19 protein-coding genes are annotated in these 20,477 nt (G+C 62.8%); 10 read left to right on the top strand and 9 right to left on the bottom strand.

Annotation, left to right across the window (positions count from 1 at the left end; all coding sequences use genetic code 11):
- The first annotated feature begins 33 nt into the window (after window positions 1-33).
- From secD to CPI83_RS15415, 5 genes are all read left to right on the top strand, one after another.
- Entirely contained in the window at window positions 34-1,755 is a 1,722-nt protein-coding gene (secD, locus tag CPI83_RS15435) for a protein translocase subunit SecD (RefSeq protein ID WP_060938516.1), read from the top strand.
- Complete coding sequence (gene secF / locus CPI83_RS15430) at window positions 1,752-2,975, top strand: protein translocase subunit SecF (protein ID WP_020969531.1); 1,224 nt, start codon at window positions 1,752-1,754, stop codon at window positions 2,973-2,975. Before secD ends, secF begins: the two co-directional genes overlap by 4 nt.
- 2 nt (window positions 2,976-2,977) lie before the next feature.
- Entirely contained in the window at window positions 2,978-4,708 is a 1,731-nt protein-coding gene (locus tag CPI83_RS15425; protein WP_020969532.1) for an ABC transporter substrate-binding protein, read from the top strand.
- 41 nt (window positions 4,709-4,749) lie between these two features.
- The gene (locus tag CPI83_RS15420) at window positions 4,750-5,283 is read left to right on the top strand and encodes an adenine phosphoribosyltransferase (RefSeq protein WP_029255289.1); all 534 of its coding nucleotides are present in this window, start codon (window positions 4,750-4,752) and stop codon (window positions 5,281-5,283) included.
- Window positions 5,284-5,381: 98 nt separating this feature from the next.
- Window positions 5,382-7,793, top strand: coding sequence for a RelA/SpoT family protein (locus CPI83_RS15415; protein ID WP_029255290.1), 2,412 nt, complete (start codon window positions 5,382-5,384; stop codon window positions 7,791-7,793).
- 52 nt (window positions 7,794-7,845) lie between these two features.
- Here CPI83_RS15415 and CPI83_RS15410 read toward each other — a convergent pair whose 3' ends face one another.
- Window positions 7,846-8,640 (bottom strand): peptidylprolyl isomerase, encoded by a 795-nt coding sequence (locus CPI83_RS15410; protein WP_097387395.1) that lies wholly within the window; start codon window positions 8,638-8,640, stop codon window positions 7,846-7,848.
- A gap of 17 nt (window positions 8,641-8,657) precedes the next feature.
- Entirely contained in the window at window positions 8,658-9,539 is an 882-nt protein-coding gene (locus tag CPI83_RS15405; protein WP_047888380.1) for a peptidylprolyl isomerase, read from the bottom strand.
- 194 nt (window positions 9,540-9,733) lie between these two features.
- Between CPI83_RS15405 and CPI83_RS15400 the strand changes: the two genes are divergently transcribed.
- The 4 genes from CPI83_RS15400 to CPI83_RS15385 all read left to right on the top strand — a co-directional run bounded on the left by CPI83_RS15400 (window position 9,734) and on the right by CPI83_RS15385 (window position 13,376).
- Window positions 9,734-10,414 (top strand): MBL fold metallo-hydrolase, encoded by a 681-nt coding sequence (locus CPI83_RS15400; RefSeq protein ID WP_019748309.1) that lies wholly within the window; start codon window positions 9,734-9,736, stop codon window positions 10,412-10,414.
- Between the two features lie 15 nt (window positions 10,415-10,429).
- The gene (hisS, locus tag CPI83_RS15395; RefSeq protein WP_097387394.1) at window positions 10,430-11,701 is read left to right on the top strand and encodes a histidine--tRNA ligase; all 1,272 of its coding nucleotides are present in this window, start codon (window positions 10,430-10,432) and stop codon (window positions 11,699-11,701) included.
- Window positions 11,691-12,320: a hypothetical protein gene (locus tag CPI83_RS15390; RefSeq protein WP_020969537.1), complete on the top strand. Its 630-nt coding sequence runs from the start codon at window positions 11,691-11,693 to the stop codon at window positions 12,318-12,320. The genes hisS and CPI83_RS15390 overlap by 11 nt, the downstream gene beginning before the upstream one ends.
- A gap of 66 nt (window positions 12,321-12,386) precedes the next feature.
- Window positions 12,387-13,376: a malate dehydrogenase gene (locus CPI83_RS15385; RefSeq protein ID WP_019748312.1), complete on the top strand. Its 990-nt coding sequence runs from the start codon at window positions 12,387-12,389 to the stop codon at window positions 13,374-13,376.
- A 33-nt stretch (window positions 13,377-13,409) separates the two neighbouring features.
- Here the strand turns inward: CPI83_RS15385 and CPI83_RS15380 are convergent, their stop codons facing one another.
- Together CPI83_RS15380 and CPI83_RS15375 are read right to left on the bottom strand one after the other, a co-directional pair.
- The gene (locus CPI83_RS15380) at window positions 13,410-14,717 is read right to left on the bottom strand and encodes a hypothetical protein (RefSeq protein ID WP_069146529.1); all 1,308 of its coding nucleotides are present in this window, start codon (window positions 14,715-14,717) and stop codon (window positions 13,410-13,412) included.
- Window positions 14,714-15,043, bottom strand: a complete 330-nt coding sequence (locus CPI83_RS15375; protein WP_232816756.1) for a type VII secretion target — start codon at window positions 15,041-15,043, stop codon at window positions 14,714-14,716. The genes CPI83_RS15380 and CPI83_RS15375 overlap by 4 nt, the downstream gene beginning before the upstream one ends.
- Window positions 15,044-15,216: 173 nt before the next feature.
- Here CPI83_RS15375 and otsB point away from each other — a divergent pair, with 173 nt between their 5' ends.
- Window positions 15,217-16,005 carry a trehalose-phosphatase gene (gene otsB, locus CPI83_RS15370; RefSeq protein ID WP_019748315.1) on the top strand — a complete coding sequence of 263 codons (789 nt, stop codon included), beginning with the start codon at window positions 15,217-15,219 and terminating at the stop codon, window positions 16,003-16,005.
- A 9-nt stretch (window positions 16,006-16,014) separates the two neighbouring features.
- Here the strand turns inward: otsB and CPI83_RS15365 are convergent, their stop codons facing one another.
- From CPI83_RS15365 to CPI83_RS31225, 5 genes are all read right to left on the bottom strand, one after another.
- Entirely contained in the window at window positions 16,015-16,815 is an 801-nt protein-coding gene (locus tag CPI83_RS15365) for an alpha/beta hydrolase (RefSeq protein WP_080910860.1), read from the bottom strand.
- A gap of 133 nt (window positions 16,816-16,948) precedes the next feature.
- Window positions 16,949-17,740 (bottom strand): ABC transporter permease, encoded by a 792-nt coding sequence (locus CPI83_RS15360; RefSeq protein WP_019748317.1) that lies wholly within the window; start codon window positions 17,738-17,740, stop codon window positions 16,949-16,951.
- Window positions 17,740-18,714 (bottom strand): ATP-binding cassette domain-containing protein, encoded by a 975-nt coding sequence (locus CPI83_RS15355; RefSeq protein ID WP_097387392.1) that lies wholly within the window; start codon window positions 18,712-18,714, stop codon window positions 17,740-17,742. The genes CPI83_RS15360 and CPI83_RS15355 overlap by 1 nt, the downstream gene beginning before the upstream one ends.
- Before the next feature lie 80 nt (window positions 18,715-18,794).
- Window positions 18,795-19,850 (bottom strand): serine/threonine protein phosphatase, encoded by a 1,056-nt coding sequence (locus CPI83_RS15350; RefSeq protein WP_084325901.1) that lies wholly within the window; start codon window positions 19,848-19,850, stop codon window positions 18,795-18,797.
- Window positions 19,847-20,350 carry a hypothetical protein gene (locus CPI83_RS31225; RefSeq protein WP_232816755.1) on the bottom strand — a complete coding sequence of 168 codons (504 nt, stop codon included), beginning with the start codon at window positions 20,348-20,350 and terminating at the stop codon, window positions 19,847-19,849. Before CPI83_RS31225 ends, CPI83_RS15350 begins: the two co-directional genes overlap by 4 nt.
- Between the last annotated feature and the right edge of the window lie 127 nt (window positions 20,351-20,477).

Raw genomic sequence — 20,477 nt, 5'->3', positions numbered from 1 at the left:
AAGCTCTGCACCTACTGAGGAGACTTAAAGATCGTGGCACCTTCCACCGGAACGGTGCATCCGGTCCGCTACCTGGCCCTTTTCGGGGTCCTGGTGGTGGCACTGTATGCCCTGGTGTTCTTCACTGGAGACAAGTCGGCCACGCCGAAACTCGGCATCGACCTGCAGGGTGGAACGCGCGTCACGTTGACCGCTCGTACCCCGGACGGCAGCGCTCCCAGTCAGGACAGTCTCAAGCAGGCTCAGGAAATCATCGAGACCCGCGTCAACGGTCTCGGCGTTTCCGGCTCCGAGGTCGTCGTCGACGGTGACAACCTCGTCATCACCGTTCCCGGCGACGACAGTGCGCAGGCTCGCTCGCTCGGCCAGACCGCCCGTCTGTACATCCGCCCTGTGACGGGTTCGATCGATGTCGCCACCCGTGACGCGAATCGGACAGCTACCCCTGAGGCGCCGGCGGCCGAAACTCCGGCCACTGATGCTCCGGCTCCCGAGGTACCGGCCGACGGGACCCAGACGCCGCAGAACCGCCCGTTCCTGGCTCAGGACCCGACCACTCCGGAGGCAACCCCGGCGCCGGAGACGACAACACCGGCTCCCCCCGCGGACGCATCGAGTGACGGCACCGACGAAGGCGACGCAGCAGCAGCGGAAATCGCCGCAGCGCGCGCCCTCCGACAGAGCAGCGATCCGACGGTGCAGCAGCAAGCAGTGGCGAACCTCGACTGCTCCGTCGCGGATCCGCTCCGTGGAAACGACGACCCGACTCTTCCGCTGGTCGCGTGCTCGCAAGACGGACTGAACATCTATCTTCTCGGTCCTTCGATCATCGACGGCCAGGAGATTGCCGACGCGTCTTCGGTCTTCAACTCGCAGCAGTCGCGCCACGAGATCAGCCTCTCGTTCAAGACGACCGGCAGCAACACCTGGGCCGAGTTCACCTCAGCCAACATCGGCAAGCAGGCAGCGTTCACGCTCGACTCGAAGGTCGTCAGCGCTCCCACGATTCAAGGTGCAACGCCTGCGGGTAGCGCGACCTCGATCACGGGCAGTTTCACTGCGGAGAGCGCCAAAGAACTTGCCAACACTCTGAAGTACGGTTCGCTTCCGCTCTCGTTCGCAGCCTCCGAGGCCGAGACGGTCTCGGCAACGCTCGGCCTGGCCTCACTTCAGGCGGCATTGATTGCCGGCGCGGTCGGTCTCGTTCTCGTTCTGCTGTACTGCCTCGTCTACTACCGGATGCTCGGCGTCCTGACGGCGTTGTCGCTGATCCTCTCCGGAGTCATGGTCTACGCGATCATGGTTCTGCTCGGTAGATACATCGGCTTCACACTCGACTTGGCCGGCATGGCTGGTCTGATCATCGGTATCGGTATGACCGCCGACTCGTTCGTCGTGTTCTTCGAACGCATCAAGGACGAAATGCGTGAGGGCCGTAGCTTCCGCTCCGCGGTGCCACGCGGTTGGGCGCGAGCGCGCCGAACAATTCTGTCCGGCAACGCGGTGAGCTTCATCGCCGCTGCAGTTCTGTACGTGCTGGCGGTCGGACAGGTGCGAGGCTTCGCCTTCACCTTGGGTCTGACCACCATTCTCGACGTGATTGTCGTGTTCCTCGTGACGTGGCCACTGGTCAGCATGGCGTCCCGTTCGGCGTTCTGGTCCAAGCCCAGCGTCAACGGTCTCGGCGCAGTGCAAGAGGTTGCCCGCGAACGTAAGGTTGCCGCCGCTGCGTCGGCTAAGGAGACACGAGCATGAGCGAGTCCAACAACTCCCCGGTGGGGTCCAACAACAGTTCCTCGGCCGAGTCCGCCGATGCCGCAGCCCGGTCGGAGATCACCGACTCCGGCGTCGATCAGGGCGCGATGCCCAAGCACAGTTGGCTCTCGCGGCTGTACACGGGTACGGGTGCGTTCGAGGTCGTCGGTAGGCGTCGCTTCTACTACGGACTGACCGGCGCTCTGGTCGCCATTGCGCTGCTGAGCATCATCCTTCGCGGCTTCACCTTCGGTATCGATTTCGAGGGCGGATCGCGCATTCAGTTCCCGGCCGACGGTGGAGTCGAGACGTCGGAGGTGGAAACCGTCTACTCCGACACACTCGGGTTCGAGCCGGTCAGCGTGCAGACGGTCGGCTCGGGTGCCAGCGCCACCGTACAGATTCGGTCGGAGACGTTGAACGCGACGCAGATCAACGATCTTCAGTCGGCTCTCTTCGACGAGTTCCAGCCCAAGGACAAGAACGGGAACCCGTCTGCGCAAGCCATCAGTTTTGCGGACGTGAGTGAAACCTGGGGTGGCCAGATCACCAAGAAGGCGCTGATCGCGCTGATTGTGTTCCTGGTGATCGTGAGTATCTACATCGCCATCCGCTTCGAGCGGGACATGGCGGTAGCTGCGATCGTCGCGTTGTTCTTCGACATCATCGTCACTGCCGGCGTCTACTCGCTCGTCGGTTTCGAGGTGACGCCCGCGACGGTGATCGGTTTGCTCACCATTCTCGGTTTCTCGCTGTACGACACAGTGGTGGTGTTCGACAAGGTCGAAGAGAACACCCGCGGTGTTCTGCATCTGACGCGCCGGACGTACGGCGAGCAGGCCAACCTCGCGGTGAATCAGACCTTGATGCGATCGATCAACACGACCGTCATCAGTGTGCTCCCGGTGATCGCTCTGATGGTTGTCGCGGTCTGGATGCTCGGCGTCGGCACGCTCAAGGACCTTGCGCTGGTTCAGCTCGTCGGCATCATCGTGGGTGCGTACTCCTCGATCTTCTTTGCGACGCCGCTCCTGGTGTCGATGAAGGAACGCTGGGGACCCGTTGCCGCGCACACTCGTAAGGTGCTCTCGCGCCGGGCTACGCTGGCCGAGAAGGGTACGCAGACGGTTGCCGTCGGCGCACCAGTTGCACGCCGTGCGCCGGTTGCTCCGCAGCCGGGTGTGCGGCCGACCGGAAAGCGAAACAAGAAGGGGCACTGAACATGCTCCCAAGAACACGCACACTGGTTCGATCGATGACGTTCGTTGCGGCCACCGCTGTGGCTGCCGGTTCGTTGGCGGCCTGCTCGGAAAGCGCCGAGCAGGTTCCGTCCATCGGATATGCCATCGACAACTCCATCTCCACGTACAACGCCAACACGACAGCTGGATCGGTGTCCGGGGCGATGGCTGCGTTCGGCCGGGTGCTTCCCGGCTTCACGTTCACCGGCCCGGCCGGAGCACCTGTGTCGGACACCGACATCGGAACGGCGTCGGAGTTGCCCGGTGACGTGCTCACGGTCTCGTACAAGCTCAATCCGGCGTCGGTGTACTCCGACGGGATTCCGATGTCCTGTGACGATCTGGTTCTCACCTGGGCGGCGTCGAGTGGCAAGTTCACCAAAGACGTCGATGGTGCTGCGAAGCCCATGTTCGACACGGCGAACAATCTCGGTTACGCGGACATCGACCGGATCGACTGCCAGAGCGGGTCGAAGGACGCGACTGTCTTCTTCAAACCCGGACGATCGTTCACCGATTGGCGATCGTTGTTCGGTGCGACTGCATTGATGCCTTCACACATCGTGACGCAGCGCGCCGGAGTCGGCGACGTGGTGAGCGCGGTGAATGCCGGTGACACCGAAGCGTTGTCGAAGATCGCCGACTTCTGGAACACCGGGTGGAACCTGACTCCAGGTCAGGTGGACACCTCCGTACTGCCTTCCGCTGGTCCGTATCGAATCGACTCGTACAGCGCCGACGACGGCCTGGTGCTGGTCGCGAACGAGCGGTGGTGGGGCAACAAGCCCGCGACCGATCGCATCGTCGTCTGGCCACGTGGTGTGAATCTGACCGAGGATCTCGACAAGAACTCGATCGAGGTCGTCGACGTCGCTTCCGGGTCGGCCGGCGAGCTCGGTACTCCGTCCGGGTTCGACGTCCAACAGATTCCGTCGCGGTCGATCGAGCAGTTCGTTCTCGCGACGTCTGGTTCGCTGGGCGACGAAGCCGCCCGTCGAGCGTTCGCGCATTGTGTTCCGCGGACAACTCTGTTCGAGAAGTTCGGGCAGACGGATAACGCGCCGCAGGCTGGTCTGGGTTCCGGCGTGGTCGATTCGCGACTGATGGCGCCGGATTCACTCGTTTACAGCGACGCCGCTGCGGTCGACGGTGACCGGTACGCCAATGCCGACGTCGATGCCGCGAAGACGTCGTTGTCGGAAGCCGATCTCGACCAGTTGACCGTCCGGGTCGGGTACCTCGCACCGGACCCGGTGCGGGCGCAGATCGTCTCTGAAGCGAAAGCCGCGTGTGCTCCGGCGGGAATCACGATCGAGGACGCGAGTACCGACAGCTTCGATCCTGCGAGTCTGCAGTCCGGGGGAGTCGACGCTGTGCTTTCCGGCATGGCAGGCAAAGTCGGGGCAGGCGGAACAGCGAGCATGATCGACGCGCGCGGAGCGTTGCGATCGGGCAACGGCGCAAACCTCGGTACGTACGGAAATGCACGGATCGATCAGATCATCGATCAGTTGAACGTGGATGCGAGCACCAGTGCGCAATTGGGACTCTCGGTGGAGGCGGAGAACATCCTGTGGACACAGGTGCCTACGATTCCACTGTTCAATCAACTACGAACTGTCGCTGTAGCTCCAGGCATGTCGGCAGTGTTGGTCAATCCGACTCGGGCCGCTACCGGCTGGAACATGGACAGATGGGTATTACGCAGATGAGCGTCTCGAATGGTGTTGCCTTGCACACGCCTGAAGAATTGATCGCAATCCACCGGGCTGCCGGAGACGCCGTTGTTCGGCTGACCCGTTGGGCGGACAACTTTCCCGGGCCCGGGGTTCGGTTCGCCGATCTGACTCCGGTGTTCGCCGACGCCGAGGGGTTCGGGGCTGTGCTCGACGCCCTTGTCGCCTGTGCTCCGGACGCCGACACGATTGCCGCCGTCGATGCTCGCGGGTTCCTGCTCGGTGCCGGCGCGGCTGCGAAGATGGGTGCTGGGGTGGTGGCCGTGCGGAAGGTCGGCAAACTGCCGCCGCCGGTGCTATCTCGTTCGTACAGCCTCGAGTACGGATCTTCGACGCTCGAGATTCCTGCAAACGGCTTCGATCTCACCGGGCGGAATGTTCTGGTGATCGACGACGTTCTGGCTACCGGAGGGACACTCGAGGCGGCTGTACAGTTGGTTGAGTTGGGTGGAGCGAACGTCGTCGGCGTCGCAGTGGTGCTCGAGATCGAGGAACTGCGCGGTCGAGATCGCTTCTTGAAGTACCCACTGACATCCCTGGTGAAGGTCTGAGTATTAAAGTTGTCTCCTGGGGGTCGAGTTAGACCTCCAGGGCAATTACCCGATGCAGGGCGGTTGCCTCAACCAACTCGGTGGTAGGAGGTGGCGACATGACGTCGAATCTTGATCGATCACAGAACTCGGGTGCAGTGTCGCAGGAGACGGGTGCAGATCCGGCTCCGGAGACGACACCATCGAAGTCCGCGGTGCCCGACGATTCGGGATCTGCGCAAACTGCCGGCAATCGGGGTGGGCAGAACCTGGCCGTGCCCGCTTCCGCCTCCCGTAGGGTGCGCGCTCGGCTTGCTCGGCGCATCACCGGTCAGCGCAACGCCACCATCCGCCCGGTGCTCGAGCCGTTGGTCAGCCTCCACCGTGAGCTGTATCCGAAGGCCGACCTCGCGCTGCTCCAGCGTGCGTACGACGTCGCCGAGGACAGACATTCGAGCCAGCGTCGCAAGTCCGGCGATCCGTACATCACGCATCCGTTGGCCGTCGCAAGCATTCTGGCCGAGTTGGGTATGGACACCACCACCCTCGTCGCAGCCCTGCTGCACGACACCGTCGAGGACACCGGGTACTCACTCGAAGAGTTGACCAAGGACTTCGGTGACGAGGTCGCTCACCTCGTCGACGGAGTCACCAAACTCGACAAGGTCGTTCTGGGCACCGCCGCCGAGGGCGAAACCATCCGCAAGATGATCATCGCGATGGCGCGGGACCCGCGCGTGCTCGTGATCAAGGTTGCGGATCGTCTGCACAACATGCGCACGATGCGATTCCTGCCGCCCGAGAAGCAGGCACGTAAGGCGCGAGAGACTCTCGAAGTCATTGCGCCACTTGCACATCGACTTGGAATGGCGACCGTCAAATGGGAACTCGAGGATCTCTCGTTCGCTATCCTGCACCCGAAGAAGTATGACGAGATCGTTCGACTGGTCGCCGATCGCGCGCCTTCTCGTGACACCTATCTGGCCAAGGTTCGCGCCGAGATCAACTCGACTCTGTCCGCCTCGCGGATCAACGCCATCGTCGAAGGCCGGCCCAAGCATTACTGGTCGATCTATCAGAAGATGATCGTCAAGGGCCGCGATTTCGACGACATCCATGATCTGGTCGGCGTCCGCATCCTGTGTGAAGAAGTGCGTGACTGTTACGCCGCGGTCGGCGTTGTCCACTCACTGTGGCAGCCGATGGCCGGACGCTTCAAGGACTACATCGCACAGCCGCGCTACGGCGTCTACCAGTCACTGCACACCACCGTCGTGGGACCGGAAGGCAAGCCCCTGGAGGTCCAGATCCGGACCCAGGACATGCACCGGACCGCGGAGTTCGGTATCGCCGCGCACTGGCGGTACAAGGAGACCAAGGGCAAACACGCGGGCGACATCGCCGAGGTCGACGACATGGCGTGGATGCGTCAGCTACTCGACTGGCAACGTGAAGCGGCCGATCCGGGGGAGTTCCTCGAATCGTTGCGTTACGACCTCGCGGTCAAGGAGATCTTCGTCTTCACGCCGAAGGGTGACGTGATCACGTTGCCTGCCGGATCGACTCCCGTCGATTTCGCGTATGCGGTGCACACCGAGGTCGGGCACCGATGCATCGGTGCCAGGGTCAACGGCCGACTGGTCGCGCTGGAACGAACTCTCGAAAACGGCGAAGTGGTGGAGGTCTTCACGTCGAAGGCTGCCACCGCCGGGCCGAGCCGAGATTGGCAGACGTTTGTCGTCTCGCCGCGTGCCAAGGCGAAGATCCGTCAGTGGTTCGCGAAGGAACGCCGCGAAGAGGCGCTCGAGTCCGGCAAGGATCAGATCGCGAAGGAAGTCCGCCGTGTGGGACTTCCGTTGCAGCGGTTGATGAATGCCGAATCGATGAGCACGATCGCGCACGAACTTCGCTATCCCGACGTCTCGGCGTTGTACACGGCGGTAGGCGAGAGCCAGGTGTCGGCGCACCACGTCGTGCAGCGACTGGTTGCTCATCTGGGCGGCGTCGGCGCCGTCGAGGAGGAACTGGCCGAGCGTTCGACGCCGTCGACCATGCCGGTGCGCACCCGCAGCACGGGCGACTCCGGAATTCTGGTTCCCGGAGCACCCGGCACGGTGGCAAAACTCGCAAAGTGTTGCACGCCGGTTCCGGGCGATTCGATTCTGGGCTTCGTCACGCGCGGCGGGGCGGTCAGCGTGCACCGTACCGACTGCACCAACGCCAACTCGCTCCACGATCAGTCCGAGCGAATCATCGACGTCGAATGGGCGCCCTCAGCGACGTCGGTGTTCCTGGTCGCGATCCAGATCGAGGCGCTCGACCGTCATCGGTTGCTTTCCGACGTCACCAAGGCGTTAGCCGACGAGAAGGTGAACATCCTGTCGGCCTCGGTCACCACCTCAGGTGACCGAGTGGCGATCAGCAAGTTCACCTTCGAGATGGGTGACCCGAAGCATCTGGGTCATGTGCTCAACGTGGTTCGCAATGTGGAAGGCGTCTACGACGTCTACCGCGTGACCTCTGCTTCGTAAACTGCTGTGCGCCTTTATTAACCGCGGGCGGTTAATAAAGGCGCACAGTCGGTTAGGCGACTACTGCAGTCTCGATGGTGATCGGGGTGTTGGGTGCGCCGCCACCGGTTGCGCCCATGCCTCCGTCGTCGCCGTCGGCTGCGATCTTCTCGATCGTCGCCAGGCCGGCGTCGTCGATCTTTCCGAAGACCGTGTAGTCAGGCGGCAGCATCGAATCCTCGTAGACGAGGAAGAACTGGCTGCCGTTGCTGTCAGGTACGGACGAATGAGCCATCGCCAGAGTGCCACGGGGGTAGACGACCGGCAGCGACAGCGCCGGGTCGTTCCCAGCGTATGTGGTCGTGGGGTACTCGTTTGCAAACTGGTACCCCGGTCCACCGGTGCCCTTACCCGACGGGTCGCCGCATTGGAGAATCTGCAGACCCGGCATCGTCGAGAGTCGATGGCACGGGGTGTCGTCGAAGAATTTCTGCTCGGTCAGGCTCACGATGCTGTTGACAGTGCAGGGGGCTGCTGCGCGATTCAGTTCCATCCCGATCGGGCCGGCCGTAGTCGTGAGCGCGACGTTGACGGTTCCCTCGGTGGACACGCCCGTGGAGTTCGGCGGATTGACGGTCTTTGCAGCGCCCGCCGCGCTCGGGTACGAGCAGTCGACAGTCGCCGACGCCGGAGTCGGGACAGGCGGGAGTGCGTCGAACTGTGACATGTCGAGCGGCGGCATGGCAGCCGTTGTCGTCTTCGCCTTGGAGGTGCTGGACGGCGAGTCCGAGCTACCGGAATCACTGGAACAACCAGCCAGAAGCAGCGCTGCGGCGCTTGCAGCGGCAATAACTACAGGAAAGCGCATCACAGGATTACGTCGCATCAGTCGAGCCTTACTGTCTTGATGTCGGTGGTCAGATTCGGCTTGCCGTCACCCTCTGGTGTCGATCCGCCGGCCGCGACCTTGTCCAAAGTGGCGAGACCGGTCTCGTCGATCGTGCCGAAAACCGTGTACTGCGGCGGGAGTTGTGAGTCGCCGTAGACGAGGAAGAACTGGCTGCCGTTACTACCGGGTGCCCCGGTGTTGGCCATCGCAACCGTGCCGCGCGCGTAGGTGACGGGCTCTTGCGCTGCCGGGTCGGTGGTGGCGTACGCCGTGGTGGGGAACTCGTTGTCGAATCCGTAGCCCGGTCCGCCGGTGCCTGTGCCCGACGGGTCACCGCACTGCAGCACCTGGAGCGAGGGGCTCGTCGTCATGCGGTGGCAGGTGGTGTCGTTGAAGTAATCCTGCTGCGCCAAGCTCACGAAGCTGTTGACCGTGCACGGAGACTTCGTTCCGTCGAGCGTGAGCCCGATGTTTCCCTGCGAGGTCTCGACGCTGATGCTCGGCGTCGCGTCCGGCGCGGTGGTGGGAATCCCGTCGGTACGAGGAGGGTTGTTGGCCTTGGACGCGGTAGCGCCGTCAGCCGGGTACGAGCAGGAAACCGTGTCGGCCAGCGGCGTCGACAGACCGGCCGGCATTGCACCCGCGGTCTGCGGCGTGAGGCTCGAATCGTCGGCAGCAGTGTTGGTGGTGTTCGCGTCGTCGTCACTGCGATTGCTGAACCAGATGAGTCCACCGACGACACCGACTACGACGACCACGCCGAGCGCAGTTCCGGCTATCGTCATCTGCTTGCGCTTGCGGGCACGTTCTGCGCGACGTTCGAGCTGACGCTCGAGCTTGCGTTTCGCCGCCTCGCGGCGTTGCTCGTTACTCGGCACTGCTGTAGTCCTCCGTATCGCGGGTGGATCGTGGTCGGCCCGCCGAGCGACACCCTGGGGTCGGCTTCGGCAAGCGGCTCTACTCGTCGTCAGAGTCTCCCATTGCAACCTGAGAACTTACTGGCGGGGCAGCAGCTTAGGCTGTAACCGACAGCGTGTTGTTCGTTTCCACCCTTCGAAGAGGAGTTGCCCCCGTGCTCGTCACTGGTTTTCCGGCCGGGATGTTCCAAACCAACTGCTACATACTCGCTCAGGACGACGCGTGCGAATGCGTAGTCGTCGATCCGGGTCAGGATGCAGCCGAGCCGCTCTTCGAATATCTCGACTCCAAGGACATGTCGGTCAATGCAGTACTTCTGACCCACGGTCACCTCGATCATGTGTGGTCGGCCCGCGAGGTCTGTGAGCGGTACTCCGTGCCCGCCTACATCCATCCCGAGGATCGCTACATGCTCAGCGATCCGGCACGGGGGATCGGCCCGACGATGAAGGAATTCATTCAGGGTATGACGTTCGTGGAGCCGGACGAGGTGATCGAACTGAGCGACGGAGACAAGATCACCGAGGCCGGAATGACGTTCGTCGTGGACCACACACCCGGGCACACGCAGGGATCGGTGGTGTTCCGCACCCAGGCGAACACCGAGAGCGGGCCCGTGGACTTGGCGTTCACAGGTGACACCCTGTTCCAGGGTTCCATCGGGCGCAGCGACCTGCCAGGCGGAAATCACGAGCAGCTGCTCGCTTCGATCGCCCGCAAGCTACTGGTACTCGGTGACGAGACCGTGGTCCTGCCCGGGCACGGTGGCAACAGTTCGATCGGCGCCGAGCGAAGCTCGAACCCGTTTCTCGTTGGACTCAGCGCACAGAAATAAGGAAAAGTACCTCTCGTGAGTAAAGCCAGCACCTTCTCTGCACCCAAGGGAATTCCGGACTACGTTCCGCCGCAGTCAGCCGAATTCGTCGCCGTTCGTGACGGTTTGACGCGCGCCGCCAGGTTGGCCGGGTACGGCCACATCGAATTGCCGATCTTCGAGGACACCGGCCTGTTCGCGCGCGGTGTCGGCGAGTCGACCGACGTCGTCAGCAAAGAGATGTACACGTTCGGCGATCGCGGTGACCGTTCGGTGACGTTGCGTCCCGAGGGAACCGCCGGTGTCATGCGTGCCGTCATCGAGCACAGCCTCGATCGTGGACAGTTGCCGGTCAAGGTCAGCTACGCGGGCCCGTTCTTCCGCTACGAGCGCCCGCAGGCCGGTCGCTACCGCCAGTTGCAGCAGGTCGGCGTCGAGGCCATCGGGATCGACGACCCCGCGCTCGACGCTGAGGTCATCGCGATCGCCGACGCCGGATTCCGGTCGTTGGGGCTCGACGGCTTCCGCCTCGAAATCACCTCTCTCGGCGATGACACCTGCCGACCGCAGTACCGCGAACTGCTGCAGGAGTTTCTCTTTGCACTCCCGCTCGACGAAGACACGCGTCGACGCGCCGAGATCAACCCGCTTCGGGTGCTCGACGACAAGCGCCCAGATGTACGCGAGATGACGGCCGGCGCACCGCTCATGCTCGATCACCTCTCGGAGAGCTGCAAGGCGCACTTCGACGAGGTACTAGCGCACCTCGACGCCTTGGGAGTTCCCTACGTCGTCAACCCGCGCATGGTCCGCGGCCTCGACTACTACACCAAGACGACCTTCGAATTCGTGCACGACGGACTGGGCGCGCAGTCCGGAATCGGTGGTGGTGGTCGTTACGACGGACTGATGGAACAGCTGGGCGGACAGCCGCTCTCGGGGATCGGGTTCGGAATCGGCGTCGACCGCACGGTTCTCGCGCTCGAGGCCGAGGGTAAGTCGGTTGCGCCACCGGCACGTGTCGACGTCTTCTGTGTACCGATGGGAGCCGAGGCGAAGGCGGCACTGGTGAAGATCGCACACCAGTTGCGTGCCAATGGGATTCGCGTCGACCTGGCGTACGGAAATCGTGGCGTCAAGGGCTCGATGAAAGCGGCCGATCGCTCGGGCGCCGCAGTCGCGTTGGTTCTCGGCGAGCGCGAGCTCGAGGAGGGCGTTGTCGTTGTCAAACAATTGGCGACGGGTGAGCAGGAGACGGTGCCGCTCGACCAAGTTGTCGACAAGCTCGGGGATCTCGTTGAGCACTGAGGCTGAACCGGTTTCGCTCGATCTGGTTCCCGTGGCGTTGATCGCGCCGCGGCTGAAGAAGTTCGCCGTTGTTGTTGTGGTCTTCGGTGTGGTCGTCGGGTTGATCGTCAGTGTGTTCTCGACGGTGACGGTCGGAGTGATCGTCGGTGCCGTCATCGCGGTTCCGACGTCACTGGCGATTCTGATGACGCTGCGCCGGCATATCACCCTGTATGGCAACAGGATTCGAGCACAAGCTGGTTTTCGCACCAACGACGTCGACGTGGCCGAGGTGCTCACGGCGGCGTTGACGGTGCGATCCGGCCGGATCAGCGAGGTCAGCCTGACACTCGGCGACGGTCGGTCCACCGTGCGAATACCGCTGGCGCTCTACACGGCAGGGGGCGGGCGCGAGTTAGAGATCCTTGCACTCCGCAAGCTCGCCGACGCCCTGGCGGCCAGTGAGTTGGTACCGGCTGCCGCGTTGTCCTCGGTGCTGATCGAACAGTTGCGTGCCGAAGCCCGCGGCGCCGGACTGGCCGAGCGTCCGCTCTACCGCGCCGTCGAACTCGTGACGGCGGAGGGACGAGTGCCGAGAACCACACTGACAGACCACGAAGTGGCCGGATTACTCGACTAGCGTGGAAACCGTTCTTACAGCGTTGTAGAACGGACAGTCGTGAAAACGGCAGGTGAGGAGTCGGCAATGAGTATTGCGCCCGTAACCGTCACGGTGACCGGAGCGTCGGGTCAGATCGCCTACGGCATGCTTTTCCGCATAGCTGCGGGGGAGATGCTCGGCGCTGACGTACCGATCAAACTTCGACTGCTCGAGATTCCCGCCGCCGTGTCCGCTGCCGAAGGCGTAGCGATGGAGCTCGAAGACGGCGCATTTCCCTTGCTGAGCTCCATCGACATCACCGACGATCCCGATGTCGCCTTCTCCGGCGCGAACGTCGGGATGCTGGTCGGTGCACGTCCGCGGAGCAAGGGGATGGAGCGCGCCGACTTGCTGAGCGCGAACGGCGCTATTTTCACAGCGCATGGGAAGGCGATCAACAACAACGCAGCCTCGGACGTCAAGGTGCTGGTCGTCGGAAACCCGGCCAACACCAACGCTCTCATCGCGATGAACAACGCGCCGGATGTACCCGATACTCGGTTCAGTGCGCTGACGCGCCTCGACCACAACCGAGCGATTGCGCAGGTGGTGAAGAAGACCGGCGTTCGTGCGTCGTCGGTGCGCAAGGTGTCCGTCTGGGGAAACCATTCGGCGACGCAGTACCCGGACCTGTCCCACGCGACCGTCGCGGGTGAGCCTGCGCTCGCGGTGATCAACGACCGAGACTGGGTGGAGAACGATTTCATCCCGACTGTGCAGGTGCGAGGCACCGCCATCATTGCTGCGCGTGGATCGTCCTCTGCGGCAAGTGCGGCCAGCGCGTCGATCGACCACGTCCGTGACTGGGTGATCGGAACGGCCGAGGACGACTGGGTATCCATGGCCGTCTGTTCGGACGGTTCCTACGGGGTGCCCGAAGGATTGATCTCGTCCTTCCCGGTGACCTGTGCCGATGGTGAATTCGCTATCGTTCCGGATCTCGCGATCGACGACTTCTCACGCGAACGGATTGACCTGTCCGTCAGCGAATTGGAGCAGGAGCGTGCGGCGGTACGGGAGTTGGGCTTCGTTTGAGGTTGTAATGCCGCCCCGGCCGGGGAGTCCCGATCAGAGATCTCGGAACAGGTACTGATCGGGATTCTCGGCACCGAGCACGGGCGGTGACACCATCGGTAGATCGTCGACCATCGAGTTTTCGTCACCGGCGCTGACGAGATACCCCGGAGTCGTGCGTGACGACTCGTCGTCCCGCGTTCCGCGAGGACCGCCGCCCATCATGCCGCCCGGCGATATGCCGCTACTGCCGACCGCCGAAGATGGTGCACCCAGGCCGGGCGTTGCTACCGGAACCGGTTGAACTGCAGCAACTCCCGCTGCGCCTCTCATCGTTCCACCGGTAGTGCCGCTTCCACCCACCCATGCTCCGCCGGAGCTCGCTGTCGCACTGGGCGACGGCGACCCGCCGGCTGCGAGTGACGTCGACGAATTGCCTGCGCCCCACAGCTTGTCGACGCCGGTCGGAAGTCCGGCGCCTGCCTGCGCTGCCGCGGTCCGAACGGCATCGGTTCCTGAGTGCGCGGATAACGGTGCGTCGCCGGCATCGGTCGATCCAGACAGCTGCGATCCAGACAGCTGCGATCCAGACAGCGGCGATGCCGACGCGGCTGATGCCGCCAGAGGTTGGGCGATCTGACGGGCGGCGTCGGCGAGCGCCCCCGGAGTGGCAAGGTTGGCGAGAGCCTCACCGATCGGTGGAGTCGGCACGGGGATCGACCCGGCAAGGGCGTTCATGGCAGCGGTGTGCCCGAGCATTTCCCCGCGAGTCTGTGTCACCGCCGCGACGGCTGCCTGCATGTGTTCGGCTGCGGAGGCAATCAGCATCGCCTGTCCTGGTGGTGTCCACGCGATCGGTGCAGCAGCTGCAACCGTGGTCGCGAAGGACTGCGCGATCGCCGCGAGATTCGCGTTGCCTCGCTGCACCGATTCCGCGGCGGCAGCAGCGGTTTTCGATATCGCGGTTCCGCGTTCGCTCAATTCTGCGCCGCTGTTCTGGGCGGATCGCGACAGTTCGGTCGCGGCTTCACTGCCGGTGCTGTTCCAGGTCTGGCCCACCTCGGCGACCGCCCTTTGGGACAATCCCATGGCTTGGTCGATGAGAGTGGACGCCTGGTTGAAGATGCCGACGGGATCGGTGCCGGCAAAAGTGCCGGTGCCGAGGCTCTTCCCGAGTTCGATCAACGGCGCGAACAGATCTTCGATTCCGGGTAATGCCGGAACCGGTATGCCGGCGAGCATCGATTCGACCGTGTTGTTCGGCAATGCCGGGGCCGGAGCACCACTTTGAAGGAATTCGAGGACCGTCGTCGAGTCGTCTTCGGTGTTCATGCGATCGGTGTCGACGCGATCGCTGTTCACGCGGTCACGTCCGTCGATCCAGCGATGCCGGCGAGATCTGACGCGGTTGAAAGATCTGTGGTGTCGTAGGCCTGAGCGGCTGCACTCGCCGTTGCTGCGTTGCCGGCGTAGAAGGTCGCCAGTGCTGCAACATCTTTGGTGTGAGTTGCCTGGGCGCGCGCGAATGCCGCGAGAAACTCGATGCCGACAGGACCGACGGCTGGTGCGACTGTCGCGATGTTGGCGCCCAGATCGACGGCGGCGGCCTGCGCGATGTGTCCTGCAGCTTCGGCCGACGTCGAGCCGTACCTTCGGATGTCGTCAGTGACGACAGTCAATTCGCTCATCATTACCCCCCAGTTGGTAAGCGTCGTGAGAACTGTATCGGAGAGAAGCGGCGCCGGAGGGGAGTGGACACGGCTCACCCTGCGCTTTCCGGACAACCTGGACGAAGTGGCAGAGATTACATTCTGATCCGGTGTTGGTTATGCGGGTGCGATCGATTTGGCACACTCGAACCATGCGAACCGCTTCGGACGTCATCCTCCGACTCACGTCCGATCCAGCTCGGTGTGGGCTGGTGATGGATTTCGACGGCGTGCTTGCACCTATCGTCGACGATCCGTCGGCCAGTGCGCTCCTGCCCGGTGCCGAGGAGGTGCTCGCGACTTTGTCGAGGCACTTCGGCGTGGTGGGCTTGCTCTCGGGACGGCCGGCGTCGTTCTTGCGAGAACGACTGAGTCTGGATTCGGTTGTTCTCATGGGTTCCTACGGCGTCGAGACCTGGACGGAGAACGGAATCGAAGTGCTTCCGGCCGTCGCTGCGTTCAGTGATGCCGTCGCCGAAGCAGAAGCCGAACTGCGTCGCCTGTTCGACTCTCAGTCAGTTCCTGGCATCCACGTCGAGAGCAAAGGCCTTGCGGTGGCTGTGCATTGGCGTCGGGCCGCGGATCGAGCGGTCGCGCAGCGCCTGGTGGAAGCAGCGACGACAGAAATCGCGAGCCGGACCGGGTTGCGGCGTGAGCCCGGCAAGTTGGTCGAAGAATTGCGTCCACCCGTTGAGGAGGACAAGGGGACAGGCCTCCTTCGCGCGATCGCCACCGCAGGCGTCGACGTCGTCGCGTACGCGGGCGACGACCGTGGTGACCTACCTGCCTTTGCTGCTGTCCTTGCCTCGGGTGGAGAAGCGTTGGTGGTCAAGGGCGATGACATTGCACCGGAAGTGGCTGCTGTCGACGGCGTCCAGTTCGACGGCCCGCCGGCATTCCTCGATTGGATGAAAGAGCTTGCCGCGCACCTGGAACGCTGACACGTGAGGTCAGTCTGCCAAGAACTCGACCAGCGCGCGGTTGACCTCTTCCGGATTGTCCTGTGTGCATTGATGTCCGACGCCGGTGATCACCACCCGGCGAGTCAGGTCCGGTAGTTGATCGCTCAGGGCGTCGTAGATTCGATCGAGTTGGCGCGGCATGTCGACCTCTCCCCGCATCAGGAGGGTCTCCTTTCGGGGTGCCGTATCCACCGGGCAGAGTGACGCGAACCCGCTTGTTCCCAGATCCAGCCAGGTCTGCCGTCCGGCGGCCAGCATGCAGTCTGCAACGTACCTGCGAGTTGCGGGATTTCGACTCGACCACCGGCCACTGTAAAAGGCAAAGGGACCCCACGGAATCCGTCGATACAAATGCGTGCCGATTTTGATCGCCGAGGCAGCGGCTCCACTCATTTCCCGGTGCTGGCCAGGGCTGCCGATCATGACGAGCTTGTCTACTCGATTCGCATGACGATGGGTGAACTCCTGCGCGATGTTTCCGCCGAACGAGTGTCCGACGATGCTTGCGCGATCGATTCCGAGCGAGTCGAGCATGACCTTCACGTCGTCGATCACAGTGTCGAGAGTGGCGCGGTGGCCTTCCTCGAGAATCGACAGCCCTTGACCGCGTAGGTCGGGCAGCACCAGGGAATAGGCGCCCGCGAGTTCCGCGACCTGGTCGTCGAACATTCGATGATCAACTCCGGCGCCATGCAGAAAGACCACGCATTTCCGATCGAGCGCCGGCGTGCGCCACACACGCATTTCGGTGCCCGGAGTGGAAATAGTCTGGGTTGTCAGAGTCTGCATCGCTGTCCGTTGCCTCAGTTCGTTGCCGAATCAGATGGAAGTGAGCCTATCCTAACTTCTATTGACCGCGGTTGTGGCAACAAGAAACTGGCCGCACCGGAACATCTCCGGTACGACCAGTCTTGGTGTTAGGTCAGGCGTCGCGCTTGTTGACGACGGCGATGCTGATTCCGAAAACCACCAGCACAAATGCTGCGAAGTAGAACAGGCTTCCCCAAGGGCCCCAATGGAAATTGGTGCTCGAACCCGAAGAGAGGAAGTGGTCGGCGTTGGCGAACGGGAGGAACGGTGTGACGTTTCTACCGAAGGATCCGAACATGCCGAACAGGCTCTCGATGAGCAGCGGCCAGAGCAGGAGCAATGCAATAGCGCCGGCAGATTGCCGGAGGAGTGCTCCGACGGCGATGGCAAGGACAACGCAGAGGAAGGCGAAGATCGGTACGCCGTAGACGGCGCGCCAGGCATCGGCGTTGTCGAGTGCCAGATTGGTGGAACCTTCAGAGCCTGCAGCAGCTTTGGTGATGAATACCGCGCCGAGCATGAGAACGAAAGACAGCGCCGCGCCGAAGGCGCCGATCAGGCCGGCTTTGGCGATCAGGACCGAAGCCCGGCTCGGGATGGCCTGGAAGGTGGTGCGGATGATGCCGAAGCGGTATTCGCTGGTAATCGCGAGGGCCGCCATGATCATCAGGACCATGACGCCGAAGCCGGAAACTCCCAGTCCCGCTTCATTGAACGTGGGGAGGAACTTCTCGAAATCAGGAGTTCCTGATGCGGCTTCGTCGTTGTACGCCTGAATGCTCGAACTCGACGAACGCCCGATCATCCAGGCGACGCCCAACCCTAGGACGATGATTGTGATCGTGCACCACAGCGGCGACTTGGTCGTGGTGATCTTGATACGTTCAGCACTGAGAACAGCCATTACAGTGCACCTCCCATAGCGTGCTGTGTGTTTGTGTGGTGGGCTCCGGCACCCGGATCGATACCGGATGCGTGGTACTGGACATCGTCTCCGGTCAACTTCATGAACGCATCCTCGAGCGATCCCTGCACAGACGCCAACTCGTGCAACACGATTCCCTGCGAACCAGCCAGACTGCCGATCGCATCAGTGGTCGAATCCACGACCACCAACACCGGCTCCGATCCTGAATGCTCTTCGCGGACAGTCAGTCCGTGGGCAGTCAATGCGGCATGGAGAGCGTCCAATTGTGGGCTGCGCACGCGCACCGTCGACTCCGACGAGCGATCCACGAACTCCGCGACCGTCGAATCCGAAATCAACCGTCCCCGACCGATCACCACCAACTGCTCCGCCGTCAACGCCATCTCCGAGAGAAGGTGACTCGACACCAGCACCGTGCGACCCTCGGCCGCCAACCGCTGCATGAACTTACGAATCCAGACGATGCCCTCCGGATCGAGACCGTTGACCGGCTCGTCGAACAACAACACCTTCGGATCACCCAACAACGCACCCGCCAACCCGAGACGCTGCGACATACCCAACGAGAACCCGCCGGCCTTCTTGCCCGCCACCTCGGACAACCCGACCAACCCGAGCACCTCGTCCACGCGGGACTTCGGGATCCCGTTCGAAGCAGCCATCCACTGCAGATGCGCCCGCGCACTGCGATTGGGATGCACCCACTTCGCATCCAACAACGCGCCCACCGTCCGCAGCGGCGTCTTGAGCTCGCGGTACGGCTTGCCGTCGATCAACGCCGCACCCGACGTCGGCTGATCCAAACCCAGGATCATCCGCATCGTCGTCGACTTACCCGCACCGTTGGGGCCCAGAAAGCCCGTCACGATGCCCGGCTTGACCGTGAACGACAAATCGTCCACCGCTTTCGTCGGTCCGTAAACCTTGGTCAATCCCCTCAGTTCAATCATGAGGAGAACTGTGCCCTACGGCGCTGACCAGCACATCGGTCCGGAGGATGACATGGACCCTGAGATGTGGAGACGGCAGTTCAGGGAAAACCCTGTCCTCGACCGGAAGTCGGAACTGCCGCGGCATGAGGGTAGGGCGCGTCGAAGTCGCCGTCGAACAATCGCCAGTAGAAGTCGTTCATTCTCGCAGCGGCGGGCGCGTGCCGGGTCAAGATCGCGGCCACCTCCGGTGCCACATCACCTGGGACATGACCTGTGGCGCATCGTCGTACGTACTGGTTGCGGGCGACTGGTCCGCCGTATTTCGGTCTCGGCACTCCGCAGACCTCGGTGACCAGCCAGTTGACCAGAAGCATGGCGGCGTAGTCGGCGTCATGGGTGGCATGGCGCCGGACGAAGTCATGTTCGGTAGTCGACAGGTCGAAGTGTGGGGATGTGGCCAGTCCGAAGTCGGTGAGATAGATCCGCTCCATATCGGTGCGCATGTTGCCGAAATGTCCGTCCATGTGCAGCAACTGTCGATCGCGTAAGAACGCCACGATCTCCGAAAACTGTCGCTCGACTTCGGCAGCTTTGGCGGCCGGGTTGTCTTGCAGCCAATCCGAGATCGGGTGTGCGATGTACTCGCAGAACAGTACGAGGCTGCACGGCGCAGTGGCGAGTGCTTCGAGGCGGACCCGCGCTTCACTACTGGCGCAGGCGGTGGGAACGGAAGCGATGTCGGCGTGTTCGGGTGCAACCGGCGATCGACCGGGCAGCACCCGCCAGTGGTAAAGCATTGGGAACGACTGTGTTTCGCCGGCCAGAACGGCCTCGGTGACCATGACGTTCGCGGCCAGCTCTCGCCAGGCGTTGAAGCTCGGGCCCCCAATGCCGTACTGGCAGAACGTCGGCAAGTCGAAATGGTTGGAAGTAGAGCCCACGTCGGCGAGTTCCTGTTCGGTCAGTGGGATGCGTTTGGTGAATACCGGAACGCTGTCGAACCCGTTTTCGCAGACACCGACGAGTCCTGCGGCGCCGCCCACGCCTACGCTCGAGACTCGAGCGGTGTCGACCAGTCGGGCCAGTTCGACATCGTTCTGGGAAGACAGGAATGCTGATAGTTTCCGGTGGCGGTCAATCCTGACGTCCGTCATTCCGCGACTGTGCCACAGGCTCGTCCGGCTTCGATTTCGCGGAGCCGTCTGTCGAAGTCACCGATTCTGGCGGTGTCCTCGTAGTAGTCCTCCTGCTCGACGATTCTTCCCCACTTGGTTCGAACGAGAAGCACTGTTCGATTTTGATAGATGACGGCGCCGTCCGGGCCTAGGGCTCGGTCGTCGAATCGGACGAGCAGTGTCATGCGCCAGAGCGGACCACCGAAATGCGCTTCGGTGACCGCGCCTTGAAGCCCCGCGTCGACAAATTCCTGGAGAAACGTCTCGATTTGGTCCCGTCCGGCATGCACTCCTGCCCACCGATGATCACCCTCGGCGAATCTGAGCACCGCGTGGTGGTGATAGGAATTCAACAGCGGCCGGTAGTTGCCGGAATTGAGTGCACGGACGTCGCGTCGGAACTTGAAGATGAGTGCTTTGCGCAGAAGTGATCGCGAGACGATCGCCGTTCCGAAGCCCGCCGCGAACCATCGTTTCATCTTCGAAGCTTGTCGTGGCATCGAATGCCCTGTCAACGAAATGCCGGGGTCTGCTGATATCTGACAGAGAATTGGATATTGACAGTGACTGTCACAATAGGTGAGACTCGCATTATCGAGAATGGCC

Origin of the sequence: Rhodococcus sp. H-CA8f, assembly GCF_002501585.1 — a bacterium.
Taxonomy (GTDB): domain Bacteria; phylum Actinomycetota; class Actinomycetes; order Mycobacteriales; family Mycobacteriaceae; genus Rhodococcus_F; species Rhodococcus_F erythropolis.
Note: the sequence above shows the minus strand (reverse complement) of the source record. Positions and strands in the feature narration are given on the sequence as shown.

Bases quoted from the DNA above. Each gene is read 5' to 3' on its own strand.
- CPI83_RS15360 (WP_019748317.1), bottom strand. From the start codon at position 17,740: ATGGCTGTTCTCAGTGCTGAACGTATCAAGATCACCACGACCAAGTCG.
- CPI83_RS15385 (WP_019748312.1), top strand. From the start codon at position 12,387: ATGAGTATTGCGCCCGTAACCGTCACGGTGACCGGAGCGTCGGGTCAG.
- CPI83_RS15425 (WP_020969532.1), top strand. From the start codon at position 2,978: ATGCTCCCAAGAACACGCACACTGGTTCGATCGATGACGTTCGTTGCG.
- otsB (WP_019748315.1), top strand. From the start codon at position 15,217: ATGCGAACCGCTTCGGACGTCATCCTCCGACTCACGTCCGATCCAGCT.
- CPI83_RS15350 (WP_084325901.1), bottom strand. From the start codon at position 19,850: ATGACGGACGTCAGGATTGACCGCCACCGGAAACTATCAGCATTCCTG.
- CPI83_RS15415 (WP_029255290.1), top strand. From the start codon at position 5,382: ATGACGTCGAATCTTGATCGATCACAGAACTCGGGTGCAGTGTCGCAG.
- CPI83_RS15355 (WP_097387392.1), bottom strand. From the start codon at position 18,714: ATGATTGAACTGAGGGGATTGACCAAGGTTTACGGACCGACGAAAGCG.
- CPI83_RS31225 (WP_232816755.1), bottom strand. From the start codon at position 20,350: ATGAAACGATGGTTCGCGGCGGGCTTCGGAACGGCGATCGTCTCGCGA.
- secF (WP_020969531.1), top strand. From the start codon at position 1,752: ATGAGCGAGTCCAACAACTCCCCGGTGGGGTCCAACAACAGTTCCTCG.
- CPI83_RS15410 (WP_097387395.1), bottom strand. From the start codon at position 8,640: ATGCGCTTTCCTGTAGTTATTGCCGCTGCAAGCGCCGCAGCGCTGCTT.
- CPI83_RS15365 (WP_080910860.1), bottom strand. From the start codon at position 16,815: ATGCAGACTCTGACAACCCAGACTATTTCCACTCCGGGCACCGAAATG.
- CPI83_RS15375 (WP_232816756.1), bottom strand. From the start codon at position 15,043: ATGAGCGAATTGACTGTCGTCACTGACGACATCCGAAGGTACGGCTCG.